Genomic DNA, 26491 nt, shown 5'->3' on the forward strand with positions numbered 1-26491 from the left:
CGCTTTTAAAAGCGCCTTTTTTTAACGTCAAAGACTTATTTCGTGACGTCTGCCCCGAACCACTTCTCTGAAAGGGCTTTCAGGCTGCCGTCTTTTTGCATGTCAGCAATCGCGGAGTCAATCGCTTTTACCAGGTCGTCGTTGCCTTTACGAACGGCTACACCGGATTCCTGACGAGAGAACGCATCACCGGCTACCGCCAGGGTATTGTTGGTTTTCTTCACCAGATCCAGCGCGGCCAGACGGTCAACCAGAATCGCATCAATACGACCTACGCGGAGATCCTGGTATTTTGTCGGGTCATCATCGTAAGTGCGGATATCCACACCCTGAACGTTCTGGCGCAGCCACTCTTCATAGTTGGTCCCCAGACCGACACCGACTTTTTTGCCTTTCAGGTCAGCGGCCGTTTTGATGGTGCCTTCGTTACCTTTCTTCACCAGCGCCTGGATACCGGACACGGTGTACGGCGTGGAGAAGTCATACTTCTTCTTACGCTCGTCAGAAATGGTCACCTGGTTAATCACCACATCAATACGTTTGGAATCCAGCGATGCCAGCATACCGTCCCATTTGGTCGGTTTGATGGAGGCTTTCACGCCAAGGTGTTTCGCCAGTTCCTGTGCAAATTCCACTTCAAAACCGGTGAGTTTACCGTCATCGCCCTGGAAGCTGAATGGAGGATAGGTTCCTTCCAGCCCGACCAGCAGCGTACCGCGCTCTTTCACTTTATTCAGCAGATTTTCTGCGGCGAACGTTTTCACGCTCATACCCGCGACCAGCGCGACTGCCATTACACCCATCAGCGCCTGACGACCCAGAAGTGCTAATTTCATAAATACCCCGATATAGTGGAATTTTTGAGTAGTGTAGAGAAATCACCTGCAAGGTCAAAGGCGACTGCGCTACATCTTATTCTTTTTTAATATATATCAGAAGTTGTTCCAGCGTGGGCTTTCTGCTTTATGACACCCGGCATTTGTACCTTATATTGTGCATACTTGCGCAGCGCAATGCGGTAGTTGTTGGTGCTGGTCGCAGGCAGCCACGGCTCAAGATTCTCATCCAGATAGCCGGTCTTCAACAGATCGCGGGAGATGTTGTTCACGGTGAGATGTTGTCCGAGACGGCGCAGGCGGACGACATATTCGCGTACGGTTCCGTGGCTCATCTCCGTTTGTTCAAACAGGAATTGTTTGAAGCCGATAATGTCGAAGAAGTCGCTTTGCTCTTTGCAGTGGAGATCACCGCAGAAACGGCAAAGCGCCACCCACTCTTTTTGTTCTTCGAGCCATGCTGCTTCATCCATCAACGTGTCGAGGCGTGAAATCGCGATCTTATTAACGATTTCGCCTCGACGAACCAGCGTGATACGATCGAGTAACTTGTTACAGTGGGCGCAATGCGTCTGGCTGTGTTTAAAGTCTTTCAGGTAGCGGCTTAAAGGCCGTCTTTTAGATTGCTGCACCGTCATGATAACTCCTGGTTGTCAATACGTTGTGCGGCATTTTTCAGGTGAATCAATCACCTATAACTTACCCAGCTTTGTGCGTAAACGTTTAATGGCCTGGCTGTGCAACTGGCTCACCCGAGACTCCCCCACTTCCAGAACAGCGCCAATCTCTTTGAGATTAAGCTCTTCCTGATAATAGAGGGTCAACACCAGCTGTTCGCGCTCAGGTAAAGCCTCAATCGCTTCCATTACGCGCTGGCGTAAATTACCTTCCATTAAATGGTGTAACGGGTTTTCTTGCTGATGCTCATCCGTCACCAGCTCGATGCTATCGCCATGCTCTTCTCGCCACTCGTCATAAGAGAAGAGTTGGCTATTATTGGTATCGAGCAACATCTGACGATACTCTTCAACAGCAATGCCAAGACGTTCCGCCACTTCTGTTTCCGTAGCGTTACGTCCCAGTTCCTGTTCCAGCTGCCCCATCGCATGCGCCACTTCGCGCGCGTTGCGGCGAACACTGCGCGGCACCCAGTCGCGGCTGCGCAGCTCATCCAGCATCGCACCACGAATACGCTGAACTGCGTAAGTCGTAAATGCCGTTCCTTGCAGAGCGTCGTATCGGTCAACTGCATTCAATAACCCGATACCGCCCGCCTGTAGCAGATCGTCAAGTTCCACGCTCGCCGGCAAACGCACCTGGAGGCGCAATGCTTCGTGACGCACCAGTGGGACATAACGCTGCCACAGCGAGTGTTTATCCATTACACCTTCAGCGGTATAGAGTGAATTCACGATAAACAGCCCTGCGTTAGTTGAGTTATCGGCATGATTATCCGATTCTGCAGGGCGTTCAATTGGATGAATAGTGGGTAAAATGGGGGGTTATTTGCCTATTTCTTTATATACCGTGACTTAGGCACAGCATATAAAACCAGTTCGAAGGCCAGTTCAGGGTGATGTCCGCGCAGATAAAACACATAATCAGCACTGAGAGAGGCAATATATTGAGGAATTGTCAGGAGATCTTCCGGCTTATGGTAAAGACTTATTGCCAGTAAAGGTTTCCAGTCCTGAATCGTGCTTGCAGCGCCCTGCAAGGCTTTTAGTTCAGCGCCTTCGACATCCATTTTTATAAAGGTGGCTTTGCGCCCCTGCAGGATATTATCAATGCTATCCAGTTCAATGGTCACCGTGTTCGTGCTTTGTTCCATCAGGCGTGAAGAGAGTGCATTTCCCGACTGAAAAGAGAGAACGGTGTTTTCATCCCATACGCCCTTTTGCACTGGCTGACAAAATGGCCACTGGCGCGTATTTTCACAAAGTTGAGCATAATTACTGGCATCAGGCTCAAAGCCGATAACGCTTTCTGGCTGCGCGACCTGCTGACGGGCCACTTCTTGCATAAACGCCCCAATGCTATCGCCATTGTAGGCCCCGCAATCAATAAACACTTCGTTATCCTGCAGGCGGACAATATCTGACGGGAAATAATGTACCGGTTCGTATACCGCCTGGTAATAGCCACGGGTAGCAGTTAAACGCTGTTTAAGAAATGCGACCAGCGTTTCCCGCGAACGATCGTCTTCCAGGCTCGCGTACAGATGTTCAAGAAGGTCCTTATGTTCATCACAAAATGACGGGGTATACCAGAGAGTTGTGCTGACGCCGATAAAAGCAGGATCAAATACAAGCACATTGGCGCCCCCCTGCCGAAGTTCTGCCTGCATCGCGTCACTAACATACTGCAACGCCACGATACAGTTGAATTCACCGGGTTGTTCAAGGAGATCTTCGATTGCCACAACCGGGAGACCGTGGAAGCTCATCCCTTCTGTAATATATTTTCTGTTAAGTGCGACTTTATGGAGCGGCATGTTTTCCCGGAACATAAATTCTGCCGTCATCTGCCCCAGACAGCCTGCCCCATAAAGCACAATCGGGAGCCCATTGGCTTGCATTGAGTTGATGCTCTCAAAAAAGGCGTTATCGTAACCCTGTAACTGTTCCAGTAATGTCATATAGTCCTCAGCACAACCGTTATTAACGTAATAATTCGACTTTGGCAGACGTCAGTGCGCTCTGCTGCGCTTTTTCGAGAAATTCCAGCCCACGGACGGCCGTATCGCAACTGAGGCTGTATCCCGTAGGTTCACCACGTAAACTGGCGGCAATATCGGCGTAATAGTTTGCAAATGCCTCAATGAATCCGGCAGGGTGCCCTGCTTTGAAGCGGCAATAGCGGGGCTGGTTGGCCACCGTATTGTCTCCGGCTGTTCGGTCGATCAAGCGAATATTCCCATGTACATCAGCAAGATGGAGATACTCAGGCTCCATTTGCAACCATTCTGCGCTGCCTTCAGAACCATAAATTCGTATCCGCAAACCATTTCGGTAACCCAGCGCCGCTTTGCCGTACCAGTAATTACACACCATATCGTCGTCGTAACGGGAAACCAGATTCACCGTATCGACAACATTCGGGACGCGCGCAAACGTGCTGTTAATCGCATAGACATCCTCGGCACGTTTATCCGTCAGAAACTCCACCAGTTGATGCACATGGACCCCAAGGTCGAGGGAAACGGTCGGGATGTCACCATCAACGCGACGCCATTCCTGAGGCTGAGCCACACTGCCATCTTCCCGGCTGCGAATAAATCCTTCCTGAGGCATTTCCACCATGACATGCTGAATGCTCCCCAGTTCACCGCGACGTAACCGTTCACGCAATTCGCGTACCATCGGATAGCCGGTATAGTTATAGGTGACGTAGAGTTGTCCATTGATGTCTGCCACGCGCTGGGCGATATCGCGCGCATCCGTCACACTGGCGACCATGGCTTTTTCACTGATAACCGGAAGACCGTATTCAAGACAGGCCAGAATAATTTCACGATGGGCCGGGGTCGGCGTCAGGATGACAACGGCATCCATTTGTGCGTGCTGCTCTTCCAGCAGGGTCGCCGCATTCGTATAAATGGCTTCATCCTTTAGTCCCCATGCCAGCCCCGTCTGTTTGCTAAGCGTTTTATCGCGGCTAAAACATCCCGTCACCAACTCGAAATGGCCGTCCATTTGACTGGCAATTTTGTGCGTCAGACCAATTGCTGAATTGATCCCTCCGCCAATAAACCCAAGAGATAGAGGCCTGTTCATAGTCCGGTCCTTACAAAGAAGAAAAAGAAAAATAGTTTTTAAGCTGAGGCGTGTGGCTTGCCATGGCGTCAAGATCGGTAAACTCAGCAAAAATTAACCCTGCCCGATCCCCTGGCGCAGGGCCGATTTCATCGCCGGGTTGTTTAAGCGGTATCGCCTGAAGGATGTTGGCTGGCAGAGGCGCACAGTTAAACCCGAAGAAAAGGCTTCGATGAGTTGAAGAGACCGTATGACGGGCAATATTGCGCCGACGTGCGGGACGCCGGTGCGCCAGGTGACTTGTCTGTCCGATGAAAGGCGCAACAAATTCACGGCAATAATCGACGCCCGTGGAAAGCTCAATCAATTTCGAATAGAGATCGCCCGGACAGCGGCGTGTCACTTCAATCAGCCAAAATTGCCGTTCGTCAGCAATAAGTTGAGTATGTAAGAGTCCATCGACAAGGCCTAAGTCGCTGACAATGGCCTGCATACATTCACTGATTTGATCACGCATCGACTCGGTCAGATTGACACTCAGACAGCTGCTGTTCACTTGCCACGGATAGACTGTGCAATATTCATCGACAAAAAATTCGCAAGTGATTTCCCCCCCACGAATAAACGCCGAGTGACTATACAGCGCCCCCTGGCAGAACGTTTCAATGACACAATGTCCGCCCGCTGACGCAGCACGCGCGACGTTGACCGCCTCATCAAGCTCATCTGGCTGATGAATCAATGAGATCCCTTTTCCACTGTATGCGTCGACAGGTTTTACCAGTAGCGGGAAAGGCATCGTACGCGCCTCCTGCACGTTACTGGCAGCTTTTGGAATAGGATATCCCTTCTCGCTGGCCCATTTCCTGAAGCGGTCCTTGAGGAAAAGGAGATCGCTTACCTCGGGAGAGTCATAGCCGGGAAGGCCCAGCGCCTGCGCCACGCGGCAGCCAGAAAGATAAGAAACATCCGTCACACCAGGCGACAGCGCCGTGATTTTTTCCTGGCGGGCAATGGCCAGTACCGCCTCGCTGTCAGCGTAATTTTGCGCCCAGGTCGCATCGGCATATTTCATCCCTGCATCCTGGGCTTTACCGCTACAGGCAAGCGTTCGAAACCCTGCGGCTTTTATGGCCTGCTGTAATGGCAACGAGGCAAACCCTGCATCAAGGATCATCGCTGTAGGCATCATGCTCATACCGCAATCTCCGTGACTGGCGTCGGTTCGTTACCCTGCGCCTGTCCTACCAGGGAAGCACGCTTCAGAGCATTCACGACCCGATCCTGTTCTTCCAGCGTCATTCCTGGATAAATCGGCAAGCACAGCACCTTTCCGGCGATATCATTCGCAACGGGCAGATGTTCTTCCGCCGAAGTAGGGAAACCTCTGTACATGGCAAATGAACTAATGAGCGGGTAGAAATAGCGACGCGTCAGAATGGCATCCGCTTTAAATAACTCATATACCCCATCACGACTCATCCCGAAATGCGGTTCGATGAGCACCGGGAAATAGGCGTGGTTCCAGCTCACATCGTCGGGTACGTCGACAAACGTTAATCCTTCCAGCCCGTCTAACATTTCACAGTAGCGTTGATAAATCGCCTTTCTTTCGTCCAGTGCTTTATCAATATGTTTAAGCTGCAGAAGACCGAATGCAGCTTCCACCTCATTCATTTTGGCGTTAATGCCAGGAGCCACGATGCGGGTTTCACCAGCAAAGCCAAAATTCTTAAGGTAATCGATGCGCTGTTTGGTTTTGAGATCGTGACTTATAATGGCCCCGCCCTCAAAGGTGTTAAAGACTTTGGTGGCATGGAAGCTGAGTACGGATAAATCACCGTGATTTAAAATGCTTATATCGTTTTTGCGGACATTAAATGCATGTGCTGCGTCATAAATAACCCGCAAACCGTACACATCTGCAATTTTCTGAATTTTATCGATGTCACAGGGAATCCCATAACAATGAACAGGCAAAATTGCGGTGGTGTTAGGCGTAATTAATTCTTCAATGCGATCCGGATTAATATTATAGGTTTGGGGATCGATATCAGCGAAGACCGGCGTTAATCCGTTCCACAATAAGCTATGCGAGGTCGCAACAAAGGAATACGGCGTGGTGATCACCTCGCCAGTCAGGCGCAACGCCTGAAATGCCGTCAGCAGCGCCAGCGTTCCGTTTGCAAAAAGCGAAAGGTGCTTTACACCCAGATATTCCGCCAGAGCCTGTTCCAGCTGCTGATGAAATGGTCCGCCGTTTGTCAGAGTTTTATTTTGCCAGATTTGCTCCAGATAAGGGATAAACTCTTCCAGAGGGGGCAAGAATGGACTGGTTACGTAAATTTTACTCATATCCTACCTCGGTAATGATACCGTTAAATTTTGCCCACATGGCCGGCTTAGTTAACCCTTGCGAGTCAGGAATGCTGTTCAGTGATGAGAAACGCATGCGGCTCTTCTCCCCGACAATAAATTCCCCACGCTTCACGCAGCGCCCGTTCAAAGTTTTCTGCAATATTAAAATCTGGCACGTGGTCTACGGGGATCCTGTCTCGCATCCCCAGTCGGATTTCAGCAAGTTCTGGAATACGTTGCCCCCAGGCGATTGCTCTGGAAATATAATCTTCCTCATCAATCGCAATAAACTGCTCCAGTCTATAAGAACGCATAATATCGACGCCCTGCTGACATGGTATGGTCGGGCCATTCATGGTGATTGTCGGGACGCCCATCCAGGCGCCATGATGCGTCGTCGTTCCACCGCTATAAGGGAATGCATCAAGTAAAATATCAATCTCATGGTGCATCGTGAGGTACTCATCCATTTCCACGAGTCCCCGGAAGAGCAATCTGTCGCGAGAAATTCCGCGCTGTTGCAGGCGTTTTGTCATGGCCGAAATCATTTCGGCATCAGTCATGTTACCGATTAACAGCCTGGCTTCAGGGTAACCCGTCAAAATAGATGCCCATGCATTCAGCACCTGATCGTTAATTTTTTTAGAGCGGTTAAAACTGGCAAAGGTAATATAACCGTTACGCAGCGCAGGTAATGGATTGATGTCCGGACTGAGAGGATGAGGTTCGAAACTCTTGCGTGTCGCAACGAACATCGCGTTTTCCACCAGCTGTTTTTCAAGCTCCTGAGACTGCGCCAGGCTCGCCGAAAGAAGTATATAGTCCATCTCTTTCAGACCCGTCGTGCCCGGATAACCTATCCATGTGATCTGAATCGGAGCCGGACGCAACGCGAAAACAGGCAATCGGTTGTAGGCTGTATGACCCGATAAATCGAACAGAATATCAATCCCGTCTTCAGCTATCAGTTTCGCCAGTTCAATATCGCTGATAGCATCAACCTGACGCCATAGCGTTGCGCTCTGGCGAAGGTGACAATACGTGTCATCTTCTTCAAGGAACAGGGTGCTATAGGCCACCAAATCATACTGTTCACGATTGATGGCATCCCAATAAGGCAGAAGAAAATTCGCCACCGGATGCTTACGCAAATCGCCTGAAACAAAGCCAAGTCGAAGCTTACGCTGAGGTTCTCTGGAATTATTGAGAACCAGTTTTACCCCGCTCTCTGTTGCCCAGGTTGCTGCGCGGCGGCCGTATTCAAGGTGCTTTTCCAGCAACGTCTCGGCCGTTACGCTAGCGTCGTGGCTCATTACAAACAGTAAGTTACTGAAGTAGCCGAAATTATAATTGCTAAGCTCTACGGCCTTTTCCATAAAATAGCGCGCTTCTGCCATTTTATGGTTGTCACTCAATACAATCCCAGTGAGCCCAAGTGAACTGGGCCCCGGGTGCTGGAAGCGCATAATCTCCCTGCAGCATTTTTCCGCTAATGCCATATCGCCATAGGCATGATGCAGCGATGCCAGACTTAGCCAGTAATCAATATTTTTATTATTCAGACGAAGCAAGGTGCGGACAATTTGCCGTGAACCGTAGAATTCACGCTTGCGCTGCAACACCGTGGCAAGATCATAATAGATATCAAGGCTCGAGAAATAATAGCCCATCAGTTTACAAAGCGACGCCAGCGCGTCATCCCAGGCGGAAGTCAGCACGCATGTTTTTGAATAGCAGCGAAGGACGTGAATATTGTCTGGATTTTTTTCCATTAAATCACGAGCATACTCGCGGGCTTCTTTAGAACGGCCTTTTTGGATAAGGCTGTTTGCGCGCTCGTAGATAGCGTCCACGTCCGGGTCGGCTAATACGGGTTCGGCATTGCTCTTGATAAGCATTCCGCCCTGCTGTTGATCGACACTAAGCAACAACAACAGAGAAAGTTGCGATTTCAGTACGTCGAGCATGCCTGCACGCAGAAAACACTGCAGTTGCTTTTTCCAGGCCTCAGGCGAGCCGGTTAGCAACCCTTTAATTTTCAATGAAGAGTAGAGTTCCCAGTTCGTCTGCCCGGCATGCCCCATTTCGAAGCGCAAATAATTCCACTCAGCAGGTGTCAATGAAACCCACTCTCCCCACAGGTTCATGATGCTTACATCGTTCGCAGGACACGCTGGTGGTAGCAACCCTACCGGTGCCAGTTCATCATTTTGCGCAGCGTTGTATGCCCCGGGGGTGGCACTCCAGAAAAATCCGTCAGCACAGGTCATAAACAGCGTTTTTAATGCTTCCCACACCGTCTCCTGATAATCCTCATGCGTTTCAGGAGCCCGGCAATTGAGCACAAGCTGTTCGAAACTTAAGGACATAGGCCAGGCATTGCCCAACAACTCCATGATCCTGATAATAATGGCATTGTCGGTACGCATGATCCGTCCATTATTATTTCTGAACACGCGGGGCGCTTTTGCAGAATCCAGTTCGATCGGCATAAAGCTTCCGGCCCAGTGCAGGTTTCTCAGGAGGTTCAGATCCGGGTGAACCGGCGGCGAGAGGCGATTTAGGTGGCACAGCAAGGAAAAGCGTTCTTCGCGTTGAACGGCGTAATCAAGATATTGCTGCGACAAGGTTCTGCTTGCCCCGTCGCTGACGGCACCCAGTAACTGTTCGATTCTCGGACTATAGAAGCTTCCCAGTTCCGACTGTGGCAGCAAATCGCCCAGGAACTGCAGACCGGCGAGTTCAGCCTGCGCGTTAAAATCCCCGAGGGTGCATGCCCCGTCACTCGGGCTTAAATAGGCCAGAATTAGCGCGTTATCATCCATTTCTTCAGCGAGAAGGACTTCATTTTTCAGCGAACCCTCTTCCAGCGTGAGCAACATAAAGCTCAGCATGGCGCGGGCTGATGCCAGCAGGTCGCTGCCCTCTTCTGCGCGATCAAGATGGAACCGTAACGCTTCACCCAACGTTATGCGCGCTATGCTGCCAGGCAGTACTGACCACTTAATGGCGATAACGCCGTTGGCAGATAAATGCGCCTGGCACCATGTCAGCAACGCTTCCCGTTCGCTTTTTCCAAGAAAAGCAAAGGTCTGATGAATAATGATGTAATCTAACTCACCCGGATCCGCGGCGAGCAAATCCCCTAATCCTGCAGCAAACAGTTCAACGTTATGACATCCCAGTTCGGCAGCAAACTTCTGCCCCTTCACGATCGCCTCTTCGTCAATATCGATACCCAGAGCGATACTCTCAGGATGCGCCCAGGCGTGCATAATCAGACGCGTTGCTGAACCACAGCCAATCTCCATGACACGGGCAAACGCTGGCAGTGGCGTGGTCAGATGATTAAGCACCGCAGTGGCATGAATGGTCTCGGGGCTGACCCGATAATAGGGGTACTGTGTCGTCACGTTTTTTCCAGATTCTGTTCTTACGGTCACAGGGCAAATGCTTCAGCGTTGATACGTGCGAATAAGCGACGATTTATATTCCTGGTATGGGCCTGCTGTGTTCCTTGCAACCCAACAGAACGCCTCCTCACCCGACTGGCTATCGAGTATTCCGCTACGCTCGGCACGCGCGATCGCCAGACGGTCTTCTGGCGAGAGCGTGTCCAGACAGGAAAAGAGTGCGACTTGCTCCAGACCAGGCGCATGATTGCCGCTGGCGAGGTTGGTATGGATGAACGGCACAACGCGGTCGAAATATCGTTGCGCTACGCCGCCGGGTTTTGCGTAAATAAAACCGGCAAAAACCTCTTCCCAGAAAGGTGAGGATTCGGTTTGCAGGAGCAACAGCGCCGTTTCTGGCTCACACCACGGCTTACGCACCAGCACATTAGGGTTAATGGCAATAATGGGAGTGTTAAACGCCTGCAGTGCGTGGTGCAGGAAAACGATGCGACGTGCAGCACGGACTACCGACATGTCCTCATTACGGGTTATTTGCTCATGGCTTGCAGAGAGGTTGAGCTCAGGTAGCTGTTCGCGAAGGGTCATCAGGCTATGTTTAACATCATCATTGCCGTTAATTAGATGCACGTGCACATCAAGGACGTCGCGATTGGTCTCATAGAGTGAATAGAGCATCGGCACAGCGTGCTCGAAATAATCCTCGCTGTCGCACGTGACTAGCACCGTTGTTTTGGCAGCTGTGCTTTTTGCGATCCAGTAATCGTAGGATTGATTTTCCACCGCATGCTCGCTCACATGAAGCGATCGAAAATCGATGTACGAATCGGGTATGCCCCCCAGCCTGTAGATGCCGCAGGTAATCATCAACAGGGCCATAGGATCTTCGCCGATTAATGCAGCGTCTGCCGTCAGAGCCTGGATAACAACCATCGCCTGGTTGAAATCATTTTCCATTAAACAGATCAACAGCAGGATTTTCAGCACAGGTGCCGAATTGCTGACCAGCGAAAGGTTGTTGTTAATTAAAAATAACGCTGAGCTGATTTCATTGACGCGGAACAGAAGCTGAATGGCGGCGACAAGATAGTGAATGTTGTCATCGGCTTTTAACGCCGACACAATATATTCTGTCAGTTGGGTACTCATCTCGGCAGAAAGAGTCTGTTTTTCGCCAATGACGGACTCATCCAGTGCGGTGTTTGCCAGCACGATGGCACATAGCATGTCTTTTAAAGCCGTATCCTTTTCAGCATCCAGTCCCGTTTCGGCCACACGAATCATGGGTTCGAGCGCAGTGAAATTAGTGCTTTTAAAACTGAAAATTTCGGCCGTGATGTTGGCGGGCATAACATCTGCTTCTGGCAGATCAATGAATCGGGTAAACACATTCCGATAAAACTGACGCATAGCCCGGCTACGTGCGAATTCACTCATCTTATAACTCTTCGGTAAACTGTCGTCAGACGACCGGAAAAGGAGATTTTAGGCAGAGTAACACTGTGTTTCGGGGGGTGATGGCGGGAAAACGCTGCTAAATGCAGCCTTATTTTACAGATTACGATCCGGTGATTTTACGGAAAAATAGTGAAAAAAAAGGCTGCTGTTTCCAGCAACCTTTTTTAAAGATATTGCGTCTATTAACGCAGCAGGGACAGCATCGCCTGTGGAACCTGGTTTGCCTGAGACAGCACGGAAGTACCAGCCTGCTGCAGGATCTGCGCGCGGGACATGTTAGATACTTCAGTTGCGTAGTCAGCATCCTGGATACGAGACTGAGCAGCAGACAGGTTAGTGATAGAGTTGTTCAGGTTGTTAATGGTAGATTCGAAACGGTTCTGAATCGCACCCATGTTAGAACGAGCGGTATCAATTTTAGAGATAGCGTTGTCAGCTGCAGTGATGAAAGCTTTAGCAGTGCTGTTATCGGTGATAGTACCGGTCAGGCCAGTGTCGAGGCTGGTAGCTTTAGCATCAATCAGTGCGCCAGTGGTGATAGCGATGCTATCAGTTGCACCAGTACCTGCGCCAACCTGGATGTTCAGAGAAGCAGTCTGGCTACCGTCCAGCAGTTTTTTGCCGTTGAAGTTAGCAGCGCCAGCGATACGGTCGATTTCACCCAGACGCTGAGTAATTTCAGTGCTGATTGAGGTGTAGTCAGTGGTACCGTTAGTATCGTTCGCAGCCTGAACAGCCAGCTCACGGATACGCTGTAAGTTGGAGTTGATCTCGTTCAGGTTACCTTCAGCGGTCTGAACCAGAGAGATACCGTCGTTGGCGTTACGAGCAGCCTGAGTCATCCCTTTAATCTGAGAGTTCATACGGTTTGCAATCGCCTGACCCGCAGCATCATCTTTAGAGCTGTTGATACGCAGACCAGAAGACAGACGCTCAATAGCGGTGCCCAGAGAAGACTGAGATTTGTTCAGGTTGTTCTGAGTGGTCAGGGACAACAGGTTAGTATTGATAACTGACATAATTTTAATTCCTTCAAAAATGGTTTCTAGGGTCGGTGCCTAACACTCACGGCGTCTCTCACCGTCAACAAGGTTATCGACGCTCGAACAGCAGACTTTAGAAAATATCGAAGAAAATATTTAATTATTTGTTTTATAAAGATTTATTTTACACCAAAGCGGCTACAGAGTGCATGATGAATAAAAGATTAACGCAAAAAATCACCGTCTTATTCTCTTCGGTATATTTCTTCGTCATGCACCCTGTTGATTTAAAACGCGTCATTTAGGTCGCTTATTCAGCGATATATTTTTTAAGCTTGCCGTAAACTTTTCGTCGAACGGGCCGATAAACGACTGAAACATCCATTAAGAAGGAACACTACATGGCGACTATCAGTAATCTCGGGGTGGGCATGCCCGGCCTGTCAGATCTGTACGATAAGCTGCAGGCAGCAGAAGAAACAAAATTGACGGCTATTGCCAAGCAAAAAACCACCTACGACGCGCAGATTACCGGTTACGGCAAATTACAAAGCGCCCTGACGAATCTGCAAACCGCAGCTGCTAAGCTCGCAAAAACAGATACGTGGAACTCAACCTCCATTAGCAGCACCAATACTGCATTTTCGGCTATCAGTACCTCCGGCGCTAACGTTGGTGATGTGACAGTCAACGTCAGCAAGATTGCTAAAGGCCAGGTGCTGACGACCACGCCAGGCACTATCGACAGCAATACTAAGCAGTTAGGTGGCACCACGGGCACCAACAGCCGAACCATTACCATTACCCAGGCAGGCGCTGACAGTAAACCACTGACGGTAACCCTGGCCGATGGCGATACCTCCCTGAACGGGATCGCTAAAGCCATTAATGCTGCCAACGGCGGTGTCTCGGCAAGTGTGGTGAAAGCGGATGATGGCGACTATCGTCTGATGCTGACCTCCAAAACCACCGGTACCGATTCTGATATGACGGTAACAGTGACCGGCGACGATACGCTGAAAGGCATCATTGGCAGTGGCGCACTTACCGAACAGGTAAAATCACAAAATGCCGTCGTTAACGTCAACGGTATCCAGATTGTCCGCCAGACCAACACCATCACTGACGCCATTCCAGGGGTAACATTAACCCTGAAAGCGCAGAGCACGGCCGATGAAACCCTGACCGTAACCCGCTCTACAGACGATAACAAAAAAGCCATTACAGAATGGGTAACTGCCTATAACTCTCTGCAGTCCACCATTGCCTCATTGACGAAATATGAGCCACCTGCGGTGGGTGCAACCGCCCAGTCTTCGAATAACGGCGTACTGATGGGTGACAGTACTATCCGCGGAGTACAATCCGATCTGCGTGCTTTATTGACCAATGTGCAGAGCGGTTCCTATGCCATTATGGCCCAACTTGGCATCACACAGGACCCGGTCAAAGGCGCGGACGGCGCGGTTGGCAACCTGAAAATTGATGATAAGAAATTAACCAAGATCCTCACGGATGACCCGGCTGGCGCTCAGGCCTATTTTGTCGGGGATGGTAAAACCACCGGTTTCGCCACCCAGATGAACAATACGCTGACTGACATGCTGAGCACCTCTGTAGGTAAAGAAGGCGTCATTCAGAATGCGAAGGACGGTATTAACGCCACGCTCAAATCCATCGGTAAACGTTATGACGCGATGGAGTTGACGATTGAAGCCACGATGGCGCGCTATAAAAAGCAATTTAACGATTTAGATAAGCTGGTCACTAAATTCAATGGTACGGCCACTTATTTGACCCAACAGTTCAGCAGTAAGTAAGAAAGGAAACGATATGTATAGCAAATCTGGTGTACAAGCCTATCAGCAGGTAGGTCTTGAATCTGCTGTCTTGAGTGCCAGCCCGCACCAGTTGGTTGTCATGTTGTTCGACGGTATCCATAGCGCGCTTATCCGGGCGCGCCTTTTCCTTGAGCAGGGGGACATCCCGGCAAAAGGAGAGGCCCTGTCTAAGGCCATTAATATTATCGAAAATGGCCTTAAGGCTGGGTTAAATATGGATGTGGGAGGAGAACTCCCCCGCAACCTTTCTGCGCTTTACGACTATATGGTACGCCGTTTGTTACATGCCAATCTGCGCAATGACATCGAAGCTATTACCGAAGTCGAGGCTCTGCTGCTCAATATTTCCGACGCCTGGAAGCAAATCGGCCCGGGTTATACTCCCAAGCAGGATTAACTTTAATGAACGACTCCAGCTTATCCCTTAAAAAGTGGCATGCTCTTTATGCGCTTAGCAATACAATGCTGAGCCTTGCTCAATCCGGGAAATGGGATGAGCTCATCGAACAGGAGGTTGCATACGTTTCGCTGGTTGAAGAGATCAGCACGACTCCTTTTCCACCCGACAGCAAACACATCCAGGATCAGGCGATGGTGATACTGAATCAGGTGCTGCAGAATGAACTCCTCCTCAAGGATTTGTTGCAGGAAAGAATGAGTGAGTTGAGCGGTCTTATTGCCCAAACCAACAAGCAAAAAAACGTTAACGTTACCTACGGGAAGTTGTCAGGCAACATATTATTTCCCGGAGAGATGAATCATTAATTCACATTAGCGATTCTTGATCCATACTCCAGAAGTCTGCCAAACGGCTTCTGGAGCACGGACGATGAAAAACCCCACCCTGTTACAATGTTTTCACTGGTATTACCCTGCGGGCGGTGAATTGTGGCGAGAGGTCACGGCGTTAGCCCCCAATCTTAACGAAATCGGCATCAATATGATCTGGTTGCCGCCAGCCTGTAAAGGCGCATCCGGCGGGTACTCGGTCGGATACGACACTTACGATCTCTTCGACCTCGGTGAGTTTGACCAGAAAGGCAGCGTCGCCACCAAGTACGGTGACAAAGCTCAGCTGCTGGAGGCTATCGACGCACTCAAAAGTAATGAGATCGCCGTCCTTCTTGACGTGGTGGTTAACCACAAAATGGGCGCAGACGAGAAAGAACCCGTCCGCGTTCAGCGCGTCAACGAACAGGATCGCACGCAGATCGACGATGAGATCATTGAGTGTGAAGCCTGGACACGCTACACCTTCCCTGCCCGTGCCGGGCAATATTCGCAGTTTATCTGGGATTACAAATGCTTCAGCGGCGTCGACCATATTGAAAACCCCGATGAAGACGGCATTTTTAAAATCGTCAACGACTACACCGGTGAAGGCTGGAACGACCAGGTTGATGATGAGATGGGTAATTTTGATTATCTGATGGGCGAAAACATTGATTTTCGCAACCATGCTGTCACTGAGGAGATCAAATACTGGGCCCGCTGGGTCATGGAACAAACTGGCTGTGACGGTTTTCGTCTGGACGCCGTCAAACACATTCCCGCCTGGTTTTATAAGGAGTGGATTGAGCACGTTCAGGAAGTTGCAACGCAACCGTTGTTTATCGTGGCGGAATACTGGTCCCACGAAGTGGATAAACTGCAGGCCTATATTGACCAGGTCGATGGAAAGACGATGCTGTTCGATGCCCCCCTGCAGATGAAATTCCACGAAGCATCGCGCAAGGGTCGGGAATACGACATGAGCCAAATCTTTACCGGCACCCTGGTCGAAGCCGATCCGTTCCATGCGGTAACTCTGGTTGCCAACCATGATACTCAGCCTTTGCAGGCGCTGGAAGCGCCGGTTGAAGCGTGGTTTAAACCGCTGGCCTATGCCCTGATCCTGCTGCGTGAAAACGGAGTGCCCAGCGTCTTTTATCCGGATTTATTCGGTGCCAGCTATGACGATACGGGCGGTGACGGCGAAACCTACCATATTGATATGCCGGTCATCGAGCAGCTTCACGAGCTGATCCTCGCCCGCCAGCGTTTTGCCCACGGCGTGCAGACGCTGTTCTTCGATCACCCAAACTGTATCGCCTTCAGCCGCAGCGGCACCGAAGACGATCCTGGCTGTGTGGTGGTGATGTCGAATGGCGATGACGGCGAGAAAGTGATTTGTCTGGGTGAAAACTACGGCAACAAAACGTGGCGTGATTTTCTCGGCAATCGCGAAGAAACGGTCACTACCGCAGCGGATGGCGAAGGTACCTTTACCTGCAAAGGTGGAAGCGTCAGTGTGTGGGTGATTGAGGATGCGTTGTAGTTGTAAAAGCATCTGACGTGAATTGAATGCCGGGTCAGGCGAAGCTGCCACCCGGCAACATGCACTACGGAAGTTTACTCTCAAGCGGATTTTTGCTCAGATAATCTGCGCACTCTACCGTCGGGCGATCGACCTTCTGTAGCTCCATACTATCATACTCAAGAACAGAACCATCGCGCTCCAGCGGATAAATATCCAGCTTGCGGGTGACGTTATAATAACTGTCTGAACGCAGCATGATTTTACCCGGTACAGCGATCACGCGCTGCCACTGACGGCAGTCCAGCGTATCGCCCTCCTCCGTCACCACCAGCGTGGCAATCGCCTCTGGGCTCACCATTTTGCTCTGCGGCCCTTTTGACTGCCAGTACCCTGCCAGATGCGCCGGGACGGGGTGTTTGATCACTTCCTGATAGTTATCCACCTGAACGCACCCGGTCAGTGCCAGCAGCGCGCCAGCAATTGCTATTTTTTTCATCATCTTTCCTGCATTCGAAGAAAAAAATATTGTGGCATTAAAGCGCTTGGGCTGCCAGCGAAGATCGACGGGGCTTAAACTTGCATCCCCATCACTTCCTGATAAGCAGACACAAGCTTATTACGCACCTGAATCCCCATCTGCAGGGAAACCGAGGCTTTTTGCAAATCGGTCATCACATCATTCAGTGCCACGCCCGGCTCGCCGAGGGTGAACTTCTCCGCCTGTGTACGTGCGGCGGTCTGGGTATCGCTGATACGGTCAAGCGCGGCGTGCAGTTGTCCTGCAAAACTGATGCTCGGTTGTTCTGCCACATTCTGATTACGGGCCGTCATCGCCGTTGCCTGCAACTGACTGATCACCCCTTCAATACCCTGTATAGCCATGACTCTCCCCTGAATGGTTTTTTACGGGGTCAAGACTAACAGCTTGTCAATAAGATAATGGCGGTAAATAGCGTGAAAAAACCAGGTTATTTGACGCATAGAAAATCCTGAATCATCAAATAATGGCAGGGCCATCAATATGGAACTTTTGTCGTGTTTGCCGACCCGGGAGTCAGTTTTGTTTCTCTACACGAATAACGTAAACCACCAGGATTTAAGAGGTGCGCAATGAGTGCAACAGCATCGACAGCGCCACAAAATAAATCACTCGAGTGGATGAACCGCCTTCGCGCGAATCCTAAAATCCCGTTGATCGTGGCAGGCGCTGCCGCAATTGCGATCCTTGTAGCGATGGTCTTGTGGGCGAAAAGCCCTGATTACCGCACGCTTTACAGTAACCTTTCCGATCAGGATGGCGGTGCCATCGTCACCCAGCTTACCCAGATGAACATCCCTTATCGCTTTGCGGATAACGGCGGTGCGCTGGAGGTACCGGCTGATAAGGTGCACGAACTTCGTCTGCGCCTGGCGCAACAGGGACTGCCAAAGGGCGGTGCGGTAGGTTTTGAACTGCTGGATCAGGAAAAATTCGGTATCAGTCAGTTCAGCGAGCAGGTGAACTACCAGCGTGCGCTGGAAGGTGAGCTGGCCCGTACGATTGAAACATTGGGTCCGGTGAAGAGTGCCCGTGTGCACCTGGCCATGCCTAAACCCTCCCTGTTTGTCCGCGAGCAGAAATCCCCGTCGGCCTCCGTCACCGTTAACCTCCAGCCTGGCCGTGCAATGGATGAAGGACAAATCAGCGCGGTGACCCATCTGGTCTCCAGCGCCGTTGCCGGTCTCCCGCCGGGTAACGTGACGCTGGTTGATCAAAGTGGTCATCTGCTGACCCAGTCCAATACCGCAGGCCGCGATCTGAATGACGCGCAGCTGAAATATGCCGCGGATGTGGAAGGTCGCGTGCAGCGTCGCATCGAAGCCATCCTTGGCCCGGTCGTCGGTAACAGCAACGTGCATGCGCAGGTTACCGCGCAGATTGACTTCTCTAATAAAGAACAGACCGAAGAGCAATACAGCCCGAATGGCAACCCGGCTCAGGCGGTAATGCGCTCTCGTCAGGTCAATGAAAACGAACAGGTTGGCGGCGCTTACCCAGGCGGTGTGCCGGGTGCACTGTCTAACCAGCCAGCACCGGCTAACGCGGCACCAATCTCAACGCCACCGGCTAATCAGCAGAACGGTCAGCAAACGAATCAGCAGACCACATCAACAGCCAGCACCGCCGGTCCGCGTACCAGCAGTCGTAACGAAACCACCAACTACGAAGTGGACCGTACCATCCGCCACACCAAACTGAACGTGGGCGATGTACAGCGTCTGTCGGTTGCGGTGGTGGTGAACTACAAAACGCTGGCGGATGGCAAGCCGTTGCCGTTGACCGCCGAGCAGATGAAACAGATTGAAGACCTGACCCGTGAAGCGATGGGTTACTCCGAGAAGCGCGGCGACACGCTCAACGTGGTGAACTCACCGTTCAACTCGGTTGAAGAGTCAGGTGGCGAACTGCCGTTCTGGCAACAGCAGGCGTTTATCGATCAGCTGCTGTCCGCAGGTCGCTGGCTGCTGGTTCTGATTGTCGCGTGGCTGCTGTGGCGTAAGGGCATTCGTCCTCAGCTCCAGCGTCGTGCTGAAGCTGAAAAAGCGGCGCGCGAACAGGTCAGTACCCGTCAGGAAGTGGAAGATGCGGTTGAAGTTCGTCTCAGCAAAGACGAACAGATGCAGCAACGCCGTGCTAACCAGCGTATGGGCGCCGAGGTCATGAGCCAGCGCATTCGCGAAATGTCAGATAACGATCCGCGCGTCGTGGCGCTGGTCATCCGCCAGTGGATGGGTAACGAACATGAGTAACACGCTTTCAGGCACCGATAAAAGCGTCATCCTGCTGATGACCATTGGCGAAGACCGTGCGGCCGAGGTGTTCAAACACCTCTCCCAGCGCGAAGTACAGATTCTCAGTGCGGCAATGGCAAACGTACGCCAGATCTCTAACAAACAGCTGACGGAAGTGCTGTCTGAATTTGAGCAGGAAGCCGAACAGTTTGCCGCGCTCAACGTCAACGCCAACGACTATCTGCGCTCCGTGCTGGTCAAGGCGCTGGGCGAAGAGCGTGCTGCCAGCCTGCTGGAAGACATTCTGGAAACGCGCGATACCGCCAGCGGTATCGAGACGCTCAACTTTATGGAGCCGCAGAGTGCCGCCGACCTTATCCGCGACGAGCACCCGCAGATTATCGCCACCATTCTTGTCCACCTGAAACGTGGCCAGGCGGCCGATATTCTGGCGTTGTTCGAAGAGCGCCTGCGTCACGATGTGATGCTGCGTATCGCGACCTTCGGTGGTGTCCAGCCAGCCGCGCTGGCGGAGCTGACCGAAGTGCTGAACAACCTGCTCGATGGCCAGAACCTCAAGCGCAGCAAAATGGGCGGCGTGAGAACGGCGGCAGAGATCATCAACCTGATGAAAACGCAGCAGGAAGAAGCGGTCATTACCGCCGTTCGCGAATTCGACGGCGAGCTGGCACAGAAAATTATCGACGAGATGTTCCTGTTCGAAAACCTGGTCGAAGTGGACGATCGCAGCATCCAGCGCCTGCTCCAGGAAGTGGACTCCGAGTCGCTGCTTATCGCCCTCAAAGGTGCCGAGCAGCCGCTGCGCGAGAAGTTCCTGCGCAACATGTCTCAGCGTGCGGCAGATATCCTGCGCGACGACCTTGCCAACCGTGGCCCGGTCCGTCTGTCTCAGGTGGAAAACGAACAGAAAGCCATCCTGCTTATCGTTCGTCGTCTGGCGGAAACCGGCGAGATGGTGATTGGCAGCGGAGACGACACCTATGTCTAATGAACTGCCGTGGAAGCGCTGGACGCCCGACGATCTGGCGCCTCCCCTGTCAGAGTTCACACCCGCCGTGCTGTCGCCCGAAGAGGGCGACCCGGATGTCGAGCAGCCTGAGCTGAGCGAAGAAGAGCAGCGCGCGCAGATGCTGGCCCAGCTGCAGATGCAGGCCCATGAGCAGGGCTACACGGCTGGCCTGAACGAAGGACGCCAGAAAGGCCACGATCAGGGGTATCAGGAAGGTCTGGCCAAAGGGTTAGAACACGGCATTGAACAGGCGCGCCAGCAACAGGCTCCGCTTCACGCCCGTATGCAGCAGCTGGTCAGCGAGTTTCAGCACACGCTGGATGCGCTGGACAGCGTCATTGCCTCAAGGCTGATGCAGATGGCGCTGGAAGCCGCCCGTCAGGTGATCGGCCACGCGCCGGCGGTGGACAACACCGCGCTGATTAAACAAATTCAGGGTCTGCTTCAGCAGGAGCCGCTGTTCAGTGGGAAACCGCAGCTGCGCGTTCATCCGGACGACCTCCAGCGCGTGGAAGAGAGTCTGGGCGCCACGCTGAGCCTGCACGGCTGGCGTCTGCGCGGCGACCCGTCGCTGCATCACGGAGGCTGCAAGGTCTCTGCCGATGAAGGTGACCTGGATGCCAGCGTTGCGACCCGCTGGCAGGAACTGTGCCGCCTGGCAGCACCGGGAGTCGTCTGATGACTGCACGCCTCACCCGCTGGCTCAACACGCTCGATAATTTTGAAGCGAAGATGACGCAGCTGCCGTCCGTTCGCCGTTACGGACGACTCACGCGGGCCACCGGCCTGGTGCTGGAAGCCACTGGCCTGCAGCTTCCGCTGGGAGCCACCTGCGTGATTGAGCGTCAGGATGGACAAGAGACGCGTGAAGTTGAGAGCGAAGTCGTCGGTTTTAACGGCCAACGCCTGTTCCTGATGCCCCTTGAAGAAGTTGAAGGTATTCTGCCCGGTGCGCGCGTGTATGCGAAAAACATCAGCGGCGATGGACTGCAAAGCGGGAAACAGCTCCCGCTTGGCCCTGCCCTGCTTGGCCGCGTTCTGGACGGAAGCGGTAAACCGCTGGACGGCCTGCCCTCGCCGGATACCACCGAAACCGGCGCGCTGATCACCCAGCCGTTTAACCCCCTTCAGCGTACCGCCATCGAACATGTCCTCGACACCGGCGTACGCCCGATTAACGCCCTGCTGACCGTAGGCCGCGGGCAGCGTATGGGCCTGTTTGCCGGCTCAGGAGTGGGCAAATCCGTCCTGCTTGGCATGATGGCACGCTACACCCAGGCCGATGTCATCGTCGTGGGTCTGATCGGTGAACGTGGTCGCGAAGTAAAAGACTTTATTGAAAATATTCTCGGTGCAGAAGGCCGTGCCCGCTCGGTGGTCATCGCCGCACCGGCGGATGTCTCACCGTTACTGCGTATGCAGGGTGCTGCGTATGCCACCCGTATCGCGGAAGATTTCCGTGACCGCGGCCAGCACGTGCTGCTGATTATGGACTCCCTGACCCGCTATGCGATGGCGCAGCGTGAAATCGCTCTCGCCATCGGAGAACCTCCGGCGACCAAAGGTTATCCGCCTTCGGTCTTTGCCAAGCTCCCGGCGCTGGTCGAACGTGCAGGAAACGGCATCAGCGGCGGCGGCTCAATCACCGCTTTTTATACGGTTCTGACCGAAGGCGATGACCAGCAGGACCCGATTGCCGACTCCGCGCGTGCGATCCTCGACGGTCATATTGTGTTATCGCGCCGTCTGGCCGAAGCCGGTCACTACCCGGCAATTGATATCGAAGCATCAATCAGCCGTGCAATGACGGCATTGATCACAGAGAAGCACTACGCCCGCGTGCGTAACTTCAAACAACTCCTCTCCAGCTTCCAGCGCAACCGCGATCTGGTGAGCGTGGGGGCGTATGCCAAAGGCAGCGACCCGATGCTCGACAAAGCGATTAGCCTGTGGCCGCAGCTGGAGGCGTTTCTGCAACAAGGTATTTTTGAACGCGCCGACTGGGAAGACTCACTCCAGGCACTGGAGCTGATTTTCCCGCAGGTGTAACACAGGTGGAGGGCGAAGGTCATGGCGCAAAACAGCGCGTTATCAACGCTGAAAGATCTGGCTGAGAAAGAAGTTGATGATGCCGCATTGCAGCTCGGCGCAATGCGACGCGGGTGCCAGCAGGCTGAAGAGCAGTTGAAGATGTTAATCGACTATCAGCATGAATATCGCACCAACCTCAATACCGATATGACACAGGGCATTGGAAGCCAGCGCTGGATTAACTATCAGCAGTTTATTCAGACGCTGGAAAAGGCGATTGAACAGCATCGCCAGCAGCTTAACCAGTGGACCCAGAAAGTCGACACCGCGCTGAATTTCTGGCGCGAGAAAAAGCAGCGACTGCAGGCCTGGCAGACCTTACAGGACCGACAGATCGCGGCAACGACCCTGGCGGAAAACCGCCTGGATCAGAAGAAAATGGATGAGTTTGCCCAGCGCGCATCAATGAGGAAACCGGAATGATCACATTGCAACAACTGCTGATGACCGACAGCGACCTGTCGGGCGGCATGCAAACAGGGAAAGGCACCGACGGTGCACAAGACTTTCTTTCTCTGCTGGCAGGCGCCCTGACGGACGCAACAGGCCATAGCAACGATGCGCCGCTGACGCTGGCTGACCTGAAAGCAGCCGGCAGTAAGCTGTCAAAAGTTGCTCAGGAAGCCGGGGGAGAGAATACCCTGCAGGCCAAAATAGCCAACCTGCTCTCGCGTCAACCAGCCCTGACAGGCGATGAACCGACAGCAGCCACCCCGCTGGAAACCCTTGTTTCCGGGCTGGTGCCGGTTTCAAAAGGTGATGCCCTGAAGACCCTGAGCGCGGTGAAAACGCAGGATGACAGCAAAAGCGAGCTGAGCGAAGAAGAGCTGGCAGGGTTGAGCGCGCTGATGGCGATGCTGCCCCACCAGCAGACGGCAACGCCGGTGGCCTCTGGCGCGACAGGCAATGGCCTGACGGCGAAATCAACGCTGAACGCTGCCGCGCTTTCGCAAAATGGTGCAGGTCAACAGTCCATGAGCACCCTGCTGGCGGGCCATGAAAAAGCGCAACAAGCGTCGACTTATCAGGCGCAGGCGCAAAACGCCGATCCGTCTCAACCGGTCAGCGCACCGGCGACCCCGATCGTAGCCGCCGCCGCTGAGAAGCAGGATCTCGCCAGTTCACCCTCTTCAACAGCCCCGAGCGCAACGCTTGCGCCCGTCATTTCCAGCAACGTCAACAGCTACGCTGCCGCAACCGTTGCCACGGCACCGGTATTGAGCCAGCCGCTGGGAACCCAGGAGTGGCAGCAATCCCTGAGTCAGCACATTACGTTGTTCACGAAACAGGGCCAGCAGACCGCAGAGTTGCGTCTGCACCCGGAAGATCTGGGCCAGGTCCAGATTACCCTGAAACTGGATGATAACCAGGCACAACTGCAAATGGTGTCGGCGCACAGCCACGTGCGTGCGGCCCTGGAAGCTGCACTGCCTGTCCTGCGCACGTCGCTTGCTGAGAGTGGCATTCAGCTCGCGCAAAGCAGTGTCAGCAGCGAGAGCTTTGCCGGACAGCAGCAGTCCCCCTCTCAACAGCAGCAACAGGCTTCACGTTCCGGTAATACCGGCGGTTTTAATGAGGAGAGCGATGAGTTACTGCCTGCCCCTGCCGCCCTGCAATCCGCGGCGCGTGGCAACAGTGCCGTAGACATCTTTGCCTAAACGCCAGAGGTAGCGTGATTATCCCCGTCTTTTCCACGCTTTGACGACAGCAGGACACGGGATAATCACCTTATTAAGCTGTACCGAAACAGGAAGCTCGTATCAGATGACTGACTCCGCGATCACCAAAAAAAGCAAGCGTTCCATCTGGATCCCGCTGCTGGTGTTAATCACGCTCGCCGCCTGCGCTACCGCGGGCTATAGTTACTGGCGTATGCAGCAGGAACCTTCTACCGCTGCGGCCAAAGCCGAACCGCCTCCTCCGCCGGCACCGGTATTCTTCCCACTGGATACCTTCACCGTGAATCTGGGTGATGCGGATCGTGTGCTGTATGTGGGTATTACGTTACGCCTGAAAGATGAAGCCACGCGTGCGCGCCTGAATGATTATCTTCCTGAAGTGCGTAGCCGTCTGCTGCTGCTGTTCTCTCGTCAGGACGCCTCAACGCTTGCTACCGATGACGGTAAGCAAAAGCTGGTCGACGCCATTAAACAGACGCTGGCGACCCCGCTGGTAAACGGTCAACCCAAGCAGGAAGTCACTGACGTTCTGTATACAGCCTTCATACTGCGGTAACGACATGGGCGACAGTATTCTTTCTCAGGCAGAAATCGATGCGCTTCTTAACGGCGACAGCGATAAGAACGATGATCCGCAACCGGGTATTGGCGGCGATAGCGATATTCGTCCTTATGATCCCAATACCCAGCGCCGCGTAGTACGTGAACGTCTGCAGGCGCTGGAGATCATTAACGAACGCTTTGCACGTCAGTTCCGTATGGGGCTGTTTAACCTGCTGCGTCGTAGCCCGGATATCACGGTCGGTGCGATCCGTATTCAGCCGTATCATGAGTTTGCCCGCAACCTGCCGGTGCCAACGAACCTTAACCTGATCCACCTGAAACCGCTGCGCGGCACAGGTCTGGTGGTGTTTTCGCCAAGCCTGGTGTTCATTGCGGTGGATAACCTGTTTGGTGGCGACGGGCGTTTCCCAACCAAAGTGGAAGGGCGTGAATTTACCCACACCGAGCAGCGCGTCATCAACCGCATGCTGAAGCTGGCGCTGGAATCTTACAGCGACGCGTGGAAAGCGATTAACCCGCTGGAAGTGGAGTACGTACGTTCTGAGATGCAGGTGAAATTTACCAATATCACCACCTCCCCGAACGATATCGTCGTGAATACCCCGTTCCATGTGGAGATCGGTAACCTGACCGGTGAGTTCAACATCTGCCTGCCGTTCAGCATGATCGAACCGCTGCGTGAACTGCTGGTCAACCCGCCGCTGGAGAACTCACGCAACGAAGATCAGAACTGGCGTGAAAACCTGGTGCGTCAGGTTCAGCATTCTCAGCTTGAGCTGGTGGCGAGCTTCGCGGATATCCCGCTGCGCTTATCCCAGATCCTGAAATTACAACCCGGCGATGTTTTGCCGATAGAAAAACCCGACCGCATTATTGCCCATGTGGATGGTGTCCCCGTGCTGACAAGTCAGTACGGCACAATTAACGGTCAGTATGCGTTACGCGTTGAGCACTTGATCAACCCGATATTGAATTCGCTGAATGAGGAACAGCCCAAATGAGTGACATGAACAATCCGTCCGATGAAAACAGCGGAGCACTGGACGATCTGTGGGCTGACGCGTTAAACGAGCAAAAAACGACTCCGGCCAAAAGTGCAGCGGATGCTGTGTTCCAGCAGCTCGGCGGCGGCGATGTCAGCGGTACGCTGCAGGATATTGATCTGATTATGGATATCCCGGTTAAGCTGACCGTGGAACTGGGCCGCACCCGGATGACCATTAAAGAGCTGCTGCGTCTGACGCAGGGTTCCGTGGTGGCCCTTGACGGTCTCGCCGGCGAACCGCTGGATATTCTGATCAACGGTTATCTCATTGCCCAGGGTGAAGTCGTGGTGGTTGCCGATAAATACGGCGTGCGCATCACCGACATTATTACGCCATCTGAACGTATGCGTCGTCTGAGCCGTTAAG

25 protein-coding genes are annotated in these 26491 nt (G+C 52.8%); 13 read left to right on the plus strand and 12 right to left on the minus strand.

Going from position 1 to position 26491, the window contains the following annotated elements:
* Positions 1-35: 35 nt before the first annotated feature.
* The 10 genes from tcyJ to L462_RS13395 all read right to left on the minus strand — a co-directional run bounded on the left by tcyJ (position 36) and on the right by L462_RS13395 (position 12839).
* A complete protein-coding gene (gene tcyJ / locus L462_RS13440) occupies positions 36-836 on the minus strand; it encodes a cystine ABC transporter substrate-binding protein (protein WP_020883350.1) in 801 nt (266 codons plus the stop codon).
* An 86-nt stretch (positions 837-922) separates the two neighbouring features.
* Positions 923-1474, minus strand: coding sequence for a flagella biosynthesis regulatory protein FliZ (gene fliZ / locus L462_RS13435; protein WP_014170713.1), 552 nt, complete (start codon positions 1472-1474; stop codon positions 923-925).
* A gap of 54 nt (positions 1475-1528) precedes the next feature.
* Entirely contained in the window at positions 1529-2248 is a 720-nt protein-coding gene (locus L462_RS13430; protein WP_014170714.1) for an RNA polymerase sigma factor FliA, read from the minus strand.
* Positions 2249-2346: 98 nt separating this feature from the next.
* Positions 2347-3474 carry an FkbM family methyltransferase gene (locus L462_RS13425; RefSeq protein WP_032678458.1) on the minus strand — a complete coding sequence of 376 codons (1128 nt, stop codon included), beginning with the start codon at positions 3472-3474 and terminating at the stop codon, positions 2347-2349.
* Positions 3475-3496: 22 nt separating this feature from the next.
* On the minus strand, positions 3497-4612 hold the full coding sequence (locus L462_RS13420) for a Gfo/Idh/MocA family oxidoreductase (RefSeq protein ID WP_050595746.1): 1116 nt from the start codon (positions 4610-4612) through the stop codon (positions 3497-3499).
* A 10-nt stretch (positions 4613-4622) separates the two neighbouring features.
* Positions 4623-5789, minus strand: coding sequence for an ATP-grasp domain-containing protein (locus L462_RS13415; RefSeq protein WP_032678460.1), 1167 nt, complete (start codon positions 5787-5789; stop codon positions 4623-4625).
* Positions 5786-6946, minus strand: a complete 1161-nt coding sequence (locus L462_RS13410; RefSeq protein WP_032678461.1) for a DegT/DnrJ/EryC1/StrS family aminotransferase — start codon at positions 6944-6946, stop codon at positions 5786-5788. The genes L462_RS13415 and L462_RS13410 overlap by 4 nt, the downstream gene beginning before the upstream one ends.
* Positions 6947-7011: 65 nt before the next feature.
* The gene (locus L462_RS13405) at positions 7012-10260 is read right to left on the minus strand and encodes a bifunctional class I SAM-dependent methyltransferase/glycosyltransferase (RefSeq protein ID WP_236900314.1); all 3249 of its coding nucleotides are present in this window, start codon (positions 10258-10260) and stop codon (positions 7012-7014) included.
* A gap of 144 nt (positions 10261-10404) precedes the next feature.
* On the minus strand, positions 10405-11799 hold the full coding sequence (locus L462_RS13400; protein WP_014170720.1) for a hypothetical protein: 1395 nt from the start codon (positions 11797-11799) through the stop codon (positions 10405-10407).
* A 203-nt stretch (positions 11800-12002) separates the two neighbouring features.
* The gene (locus L462_RS13395) at positions 12003-12839 is read right to left on the minus strand and encodes a flagellin N-terminal helical domain-containing protein (protein WP_020883343.1); all 837 of its coding nucleotides are present in this window, start codon (positions 12837-12839) and stop codon (positions 12003-12005) included.
* A 365-nt stretch (positions 12840-13204) separates the two neighbouring features.
* On the opposite strand from L462_RS13395, the gene fliD reads away from it, so the two are divergent.
* From fliD to amyA, 4 genes are all read left to right on the plus strand, one after another.
* Complete coding sequence (fliD, locus tag L462_RS13390; protein ID WP_032678463.1) at positions 13205-14623, plus strand: flagellar filament capping protein FliD; 1419 nt, start codon at positions 13205-13207, stop codon at positions 14621-14623.
* Between the two features lie 13 nt (positions 14624-14636).
* Entirely contained in the window at positions 14637-15041 is a 405-nt protein-coding gene (fliS, locus tag L462_RS13385; protein ID WP_014170724.1) for a flagellar export chaperone FliS, read from the plus strand.
* Positions 15042-15046: 5 nt separating this feature from the next.
* A complete protein-coding gene (gene fliT, locus L462_RS13380; protein WP_014170725.1) occupies positions 15047-15409 on the plus strand; it encodes a flagella biosynthesis regulatory protein FliT in 363 nt (120 codons plus the stop codon).
* 64 nt (positions 15410-15473) lie between these two features.
* Positions 15474-16961, plus strand: a complete 1488-nt coding sequence (gene amyA / locus L462_RS13375) for an alpha-amylase (RefSeq protein ID WP_032678464.1) — start codon at positions 15474-15476, stop codon at positions 16959-16961.
* Between the two features lie 64 nt (positions 16962-17025).
* Here the strand turns inward: amyA and yedD are convergent, their stop codons facing one another.
* Positions 17026-17439: a lipoprotein YedD gene (gene yedD / locus L462_RS13370; protein WP_032678465.1), complete on the minus strand. Its 414-nt coding sequence runs from the start codon at positions 17437-17439 to the stop codon at positions 17026-17028.
* A gap of 74 nt (positions 17440-17513) precedes the next feature.
* Complete coding sequence (gene fliE / locus L462_RS13365; protein WP_014170728.1) at positions 17514-17825, minus strand: flagellar hook-basal body complex protein FliE; 312 nt, start codon at positions 17823-17825, stop codon at positions 17514-17516.
* 228 nt (positions 17826-18053) lie between these two features.
* Here fliE and fliF point away from each other — a divergent pair, with 228 nt between their 5' ends.
* From fliF to fliN, 9 genes are all read left to right on the plus strand, one after another.
* Positions 18054-19733 (plus strand): flagellar basal-body MS-ring/collar protein FliF, encoded by a 1680-nt coding sequence (gene fliF, locus L462_RS13360; protein ID WP_014170729.1) that lies wholly within the window; start codon positions 18054-18056, stop codon positions 19731-19733.
* Positions 19726-20724 (plus strand): flagellar motor switch protein FliG, encoded by a 999-nt coding sequence (gene fliG / locus L462_RS13355; protein WP_014170730.1) that lies wholly within the window; start codon positions 19726-19728, stop codon positions 20722-20724. Before fliF ends, fliG begins: the two co-directional genes overlap by 8 nt.
* Entirely contained in the window at positions 20717-21424 is a 708-nt protein-coding gene (gene fliH, locus L462_RS13350; RefSeq protein WP_032678466.1) for a flagellar assembly protein FliH, read from the plus strand. The genes fliG and fliH overlap by 8 nt, the downstream gene beginning before the upstream one ends.
* The gene (fliI, locus tag L462_RS13345) at positions 21424-22794 is read left to right on the plus strand and encodes a flagellar protein export ATPase FliI (protein WP_032678467.1); all 1371 of its coding nucleotides are present in this window, start codon (positions 21424-21426) and stop codon (positions 22792-22794) included. The genes fliH and fliI overlap by 1 nt, the downstream gene beginning before the upstream one ends.
* A 21-nt stretch (positions 22795-22815) precedes the next feature.
* Positions 22816-23259, plus strand: coding sequence for a flagellar export protein FliJ (gene fliJ, locus L462_RS13340; protein ID WP_014170734.1), 444 nt, complete (start codon positions 22816-22818; stop codon positions 23257-23259).
* On the plus strand, positions 23256-24494 hold the full coding sequence (fliK, locus tag L462_RS13335) for a flagellar hook length control protein FliK (RefSeq protein ID WP_032678468.1): 1239 nt from the start codon (positions 23256-23258) through the stop codon (positions 24492-24494). The genes fliJ and fliK overlap by 4 nt, the downstream gene beginning before the upstream one ends.
* 106 nt (positions 24495-24600) lie before the next feature.
* Positions 24601-25071, plus strand: a complete 471-nt coding sequence (fliL, locus tag L462_RS13330; protein WP_020883336.1) for a flagellar basal body-associated protein FliL — start codon at positions 24601-24603, stop codon at positions 25069-25071.
* A gap of 4 nt (positions 25072-25075) precedes the next feature.
* Positions 25076-26080 carry a flagellar motor switch protein FliM gene (fliM, locus tag L462_RS13325; protein WP_014170737.1) on the plus strand — a complete coding sequence of 335 codons (1005 nt, stop codon included), beginning with the start codon at positions 25076-25078 and terminating at the stop codon, positions 26078-26080.
* Entirely contained in the window at positions 26077-26490 is a 414-nt protein-coding gene (gene fliN, locus L462_RS13320; protein ID WP_014170738.1) for a flagellar motor switch protein FliN, read from the plus strand. Before fliM ends, fliN begins: the two co-directional genes overlap by 4 nt.
* Position 26491 lies beyond the last annotated feature (1 nt).

The organism is Enterobacter sp. BIDMC 26, from assembly GCF_000534435.1.
GTDB lineage: Bacteria > Pseudomonadota > Gammaproteobacteria > Enterobacterales > Enterobacteriaceae > Enterobacter > Enterobacter ludwigii.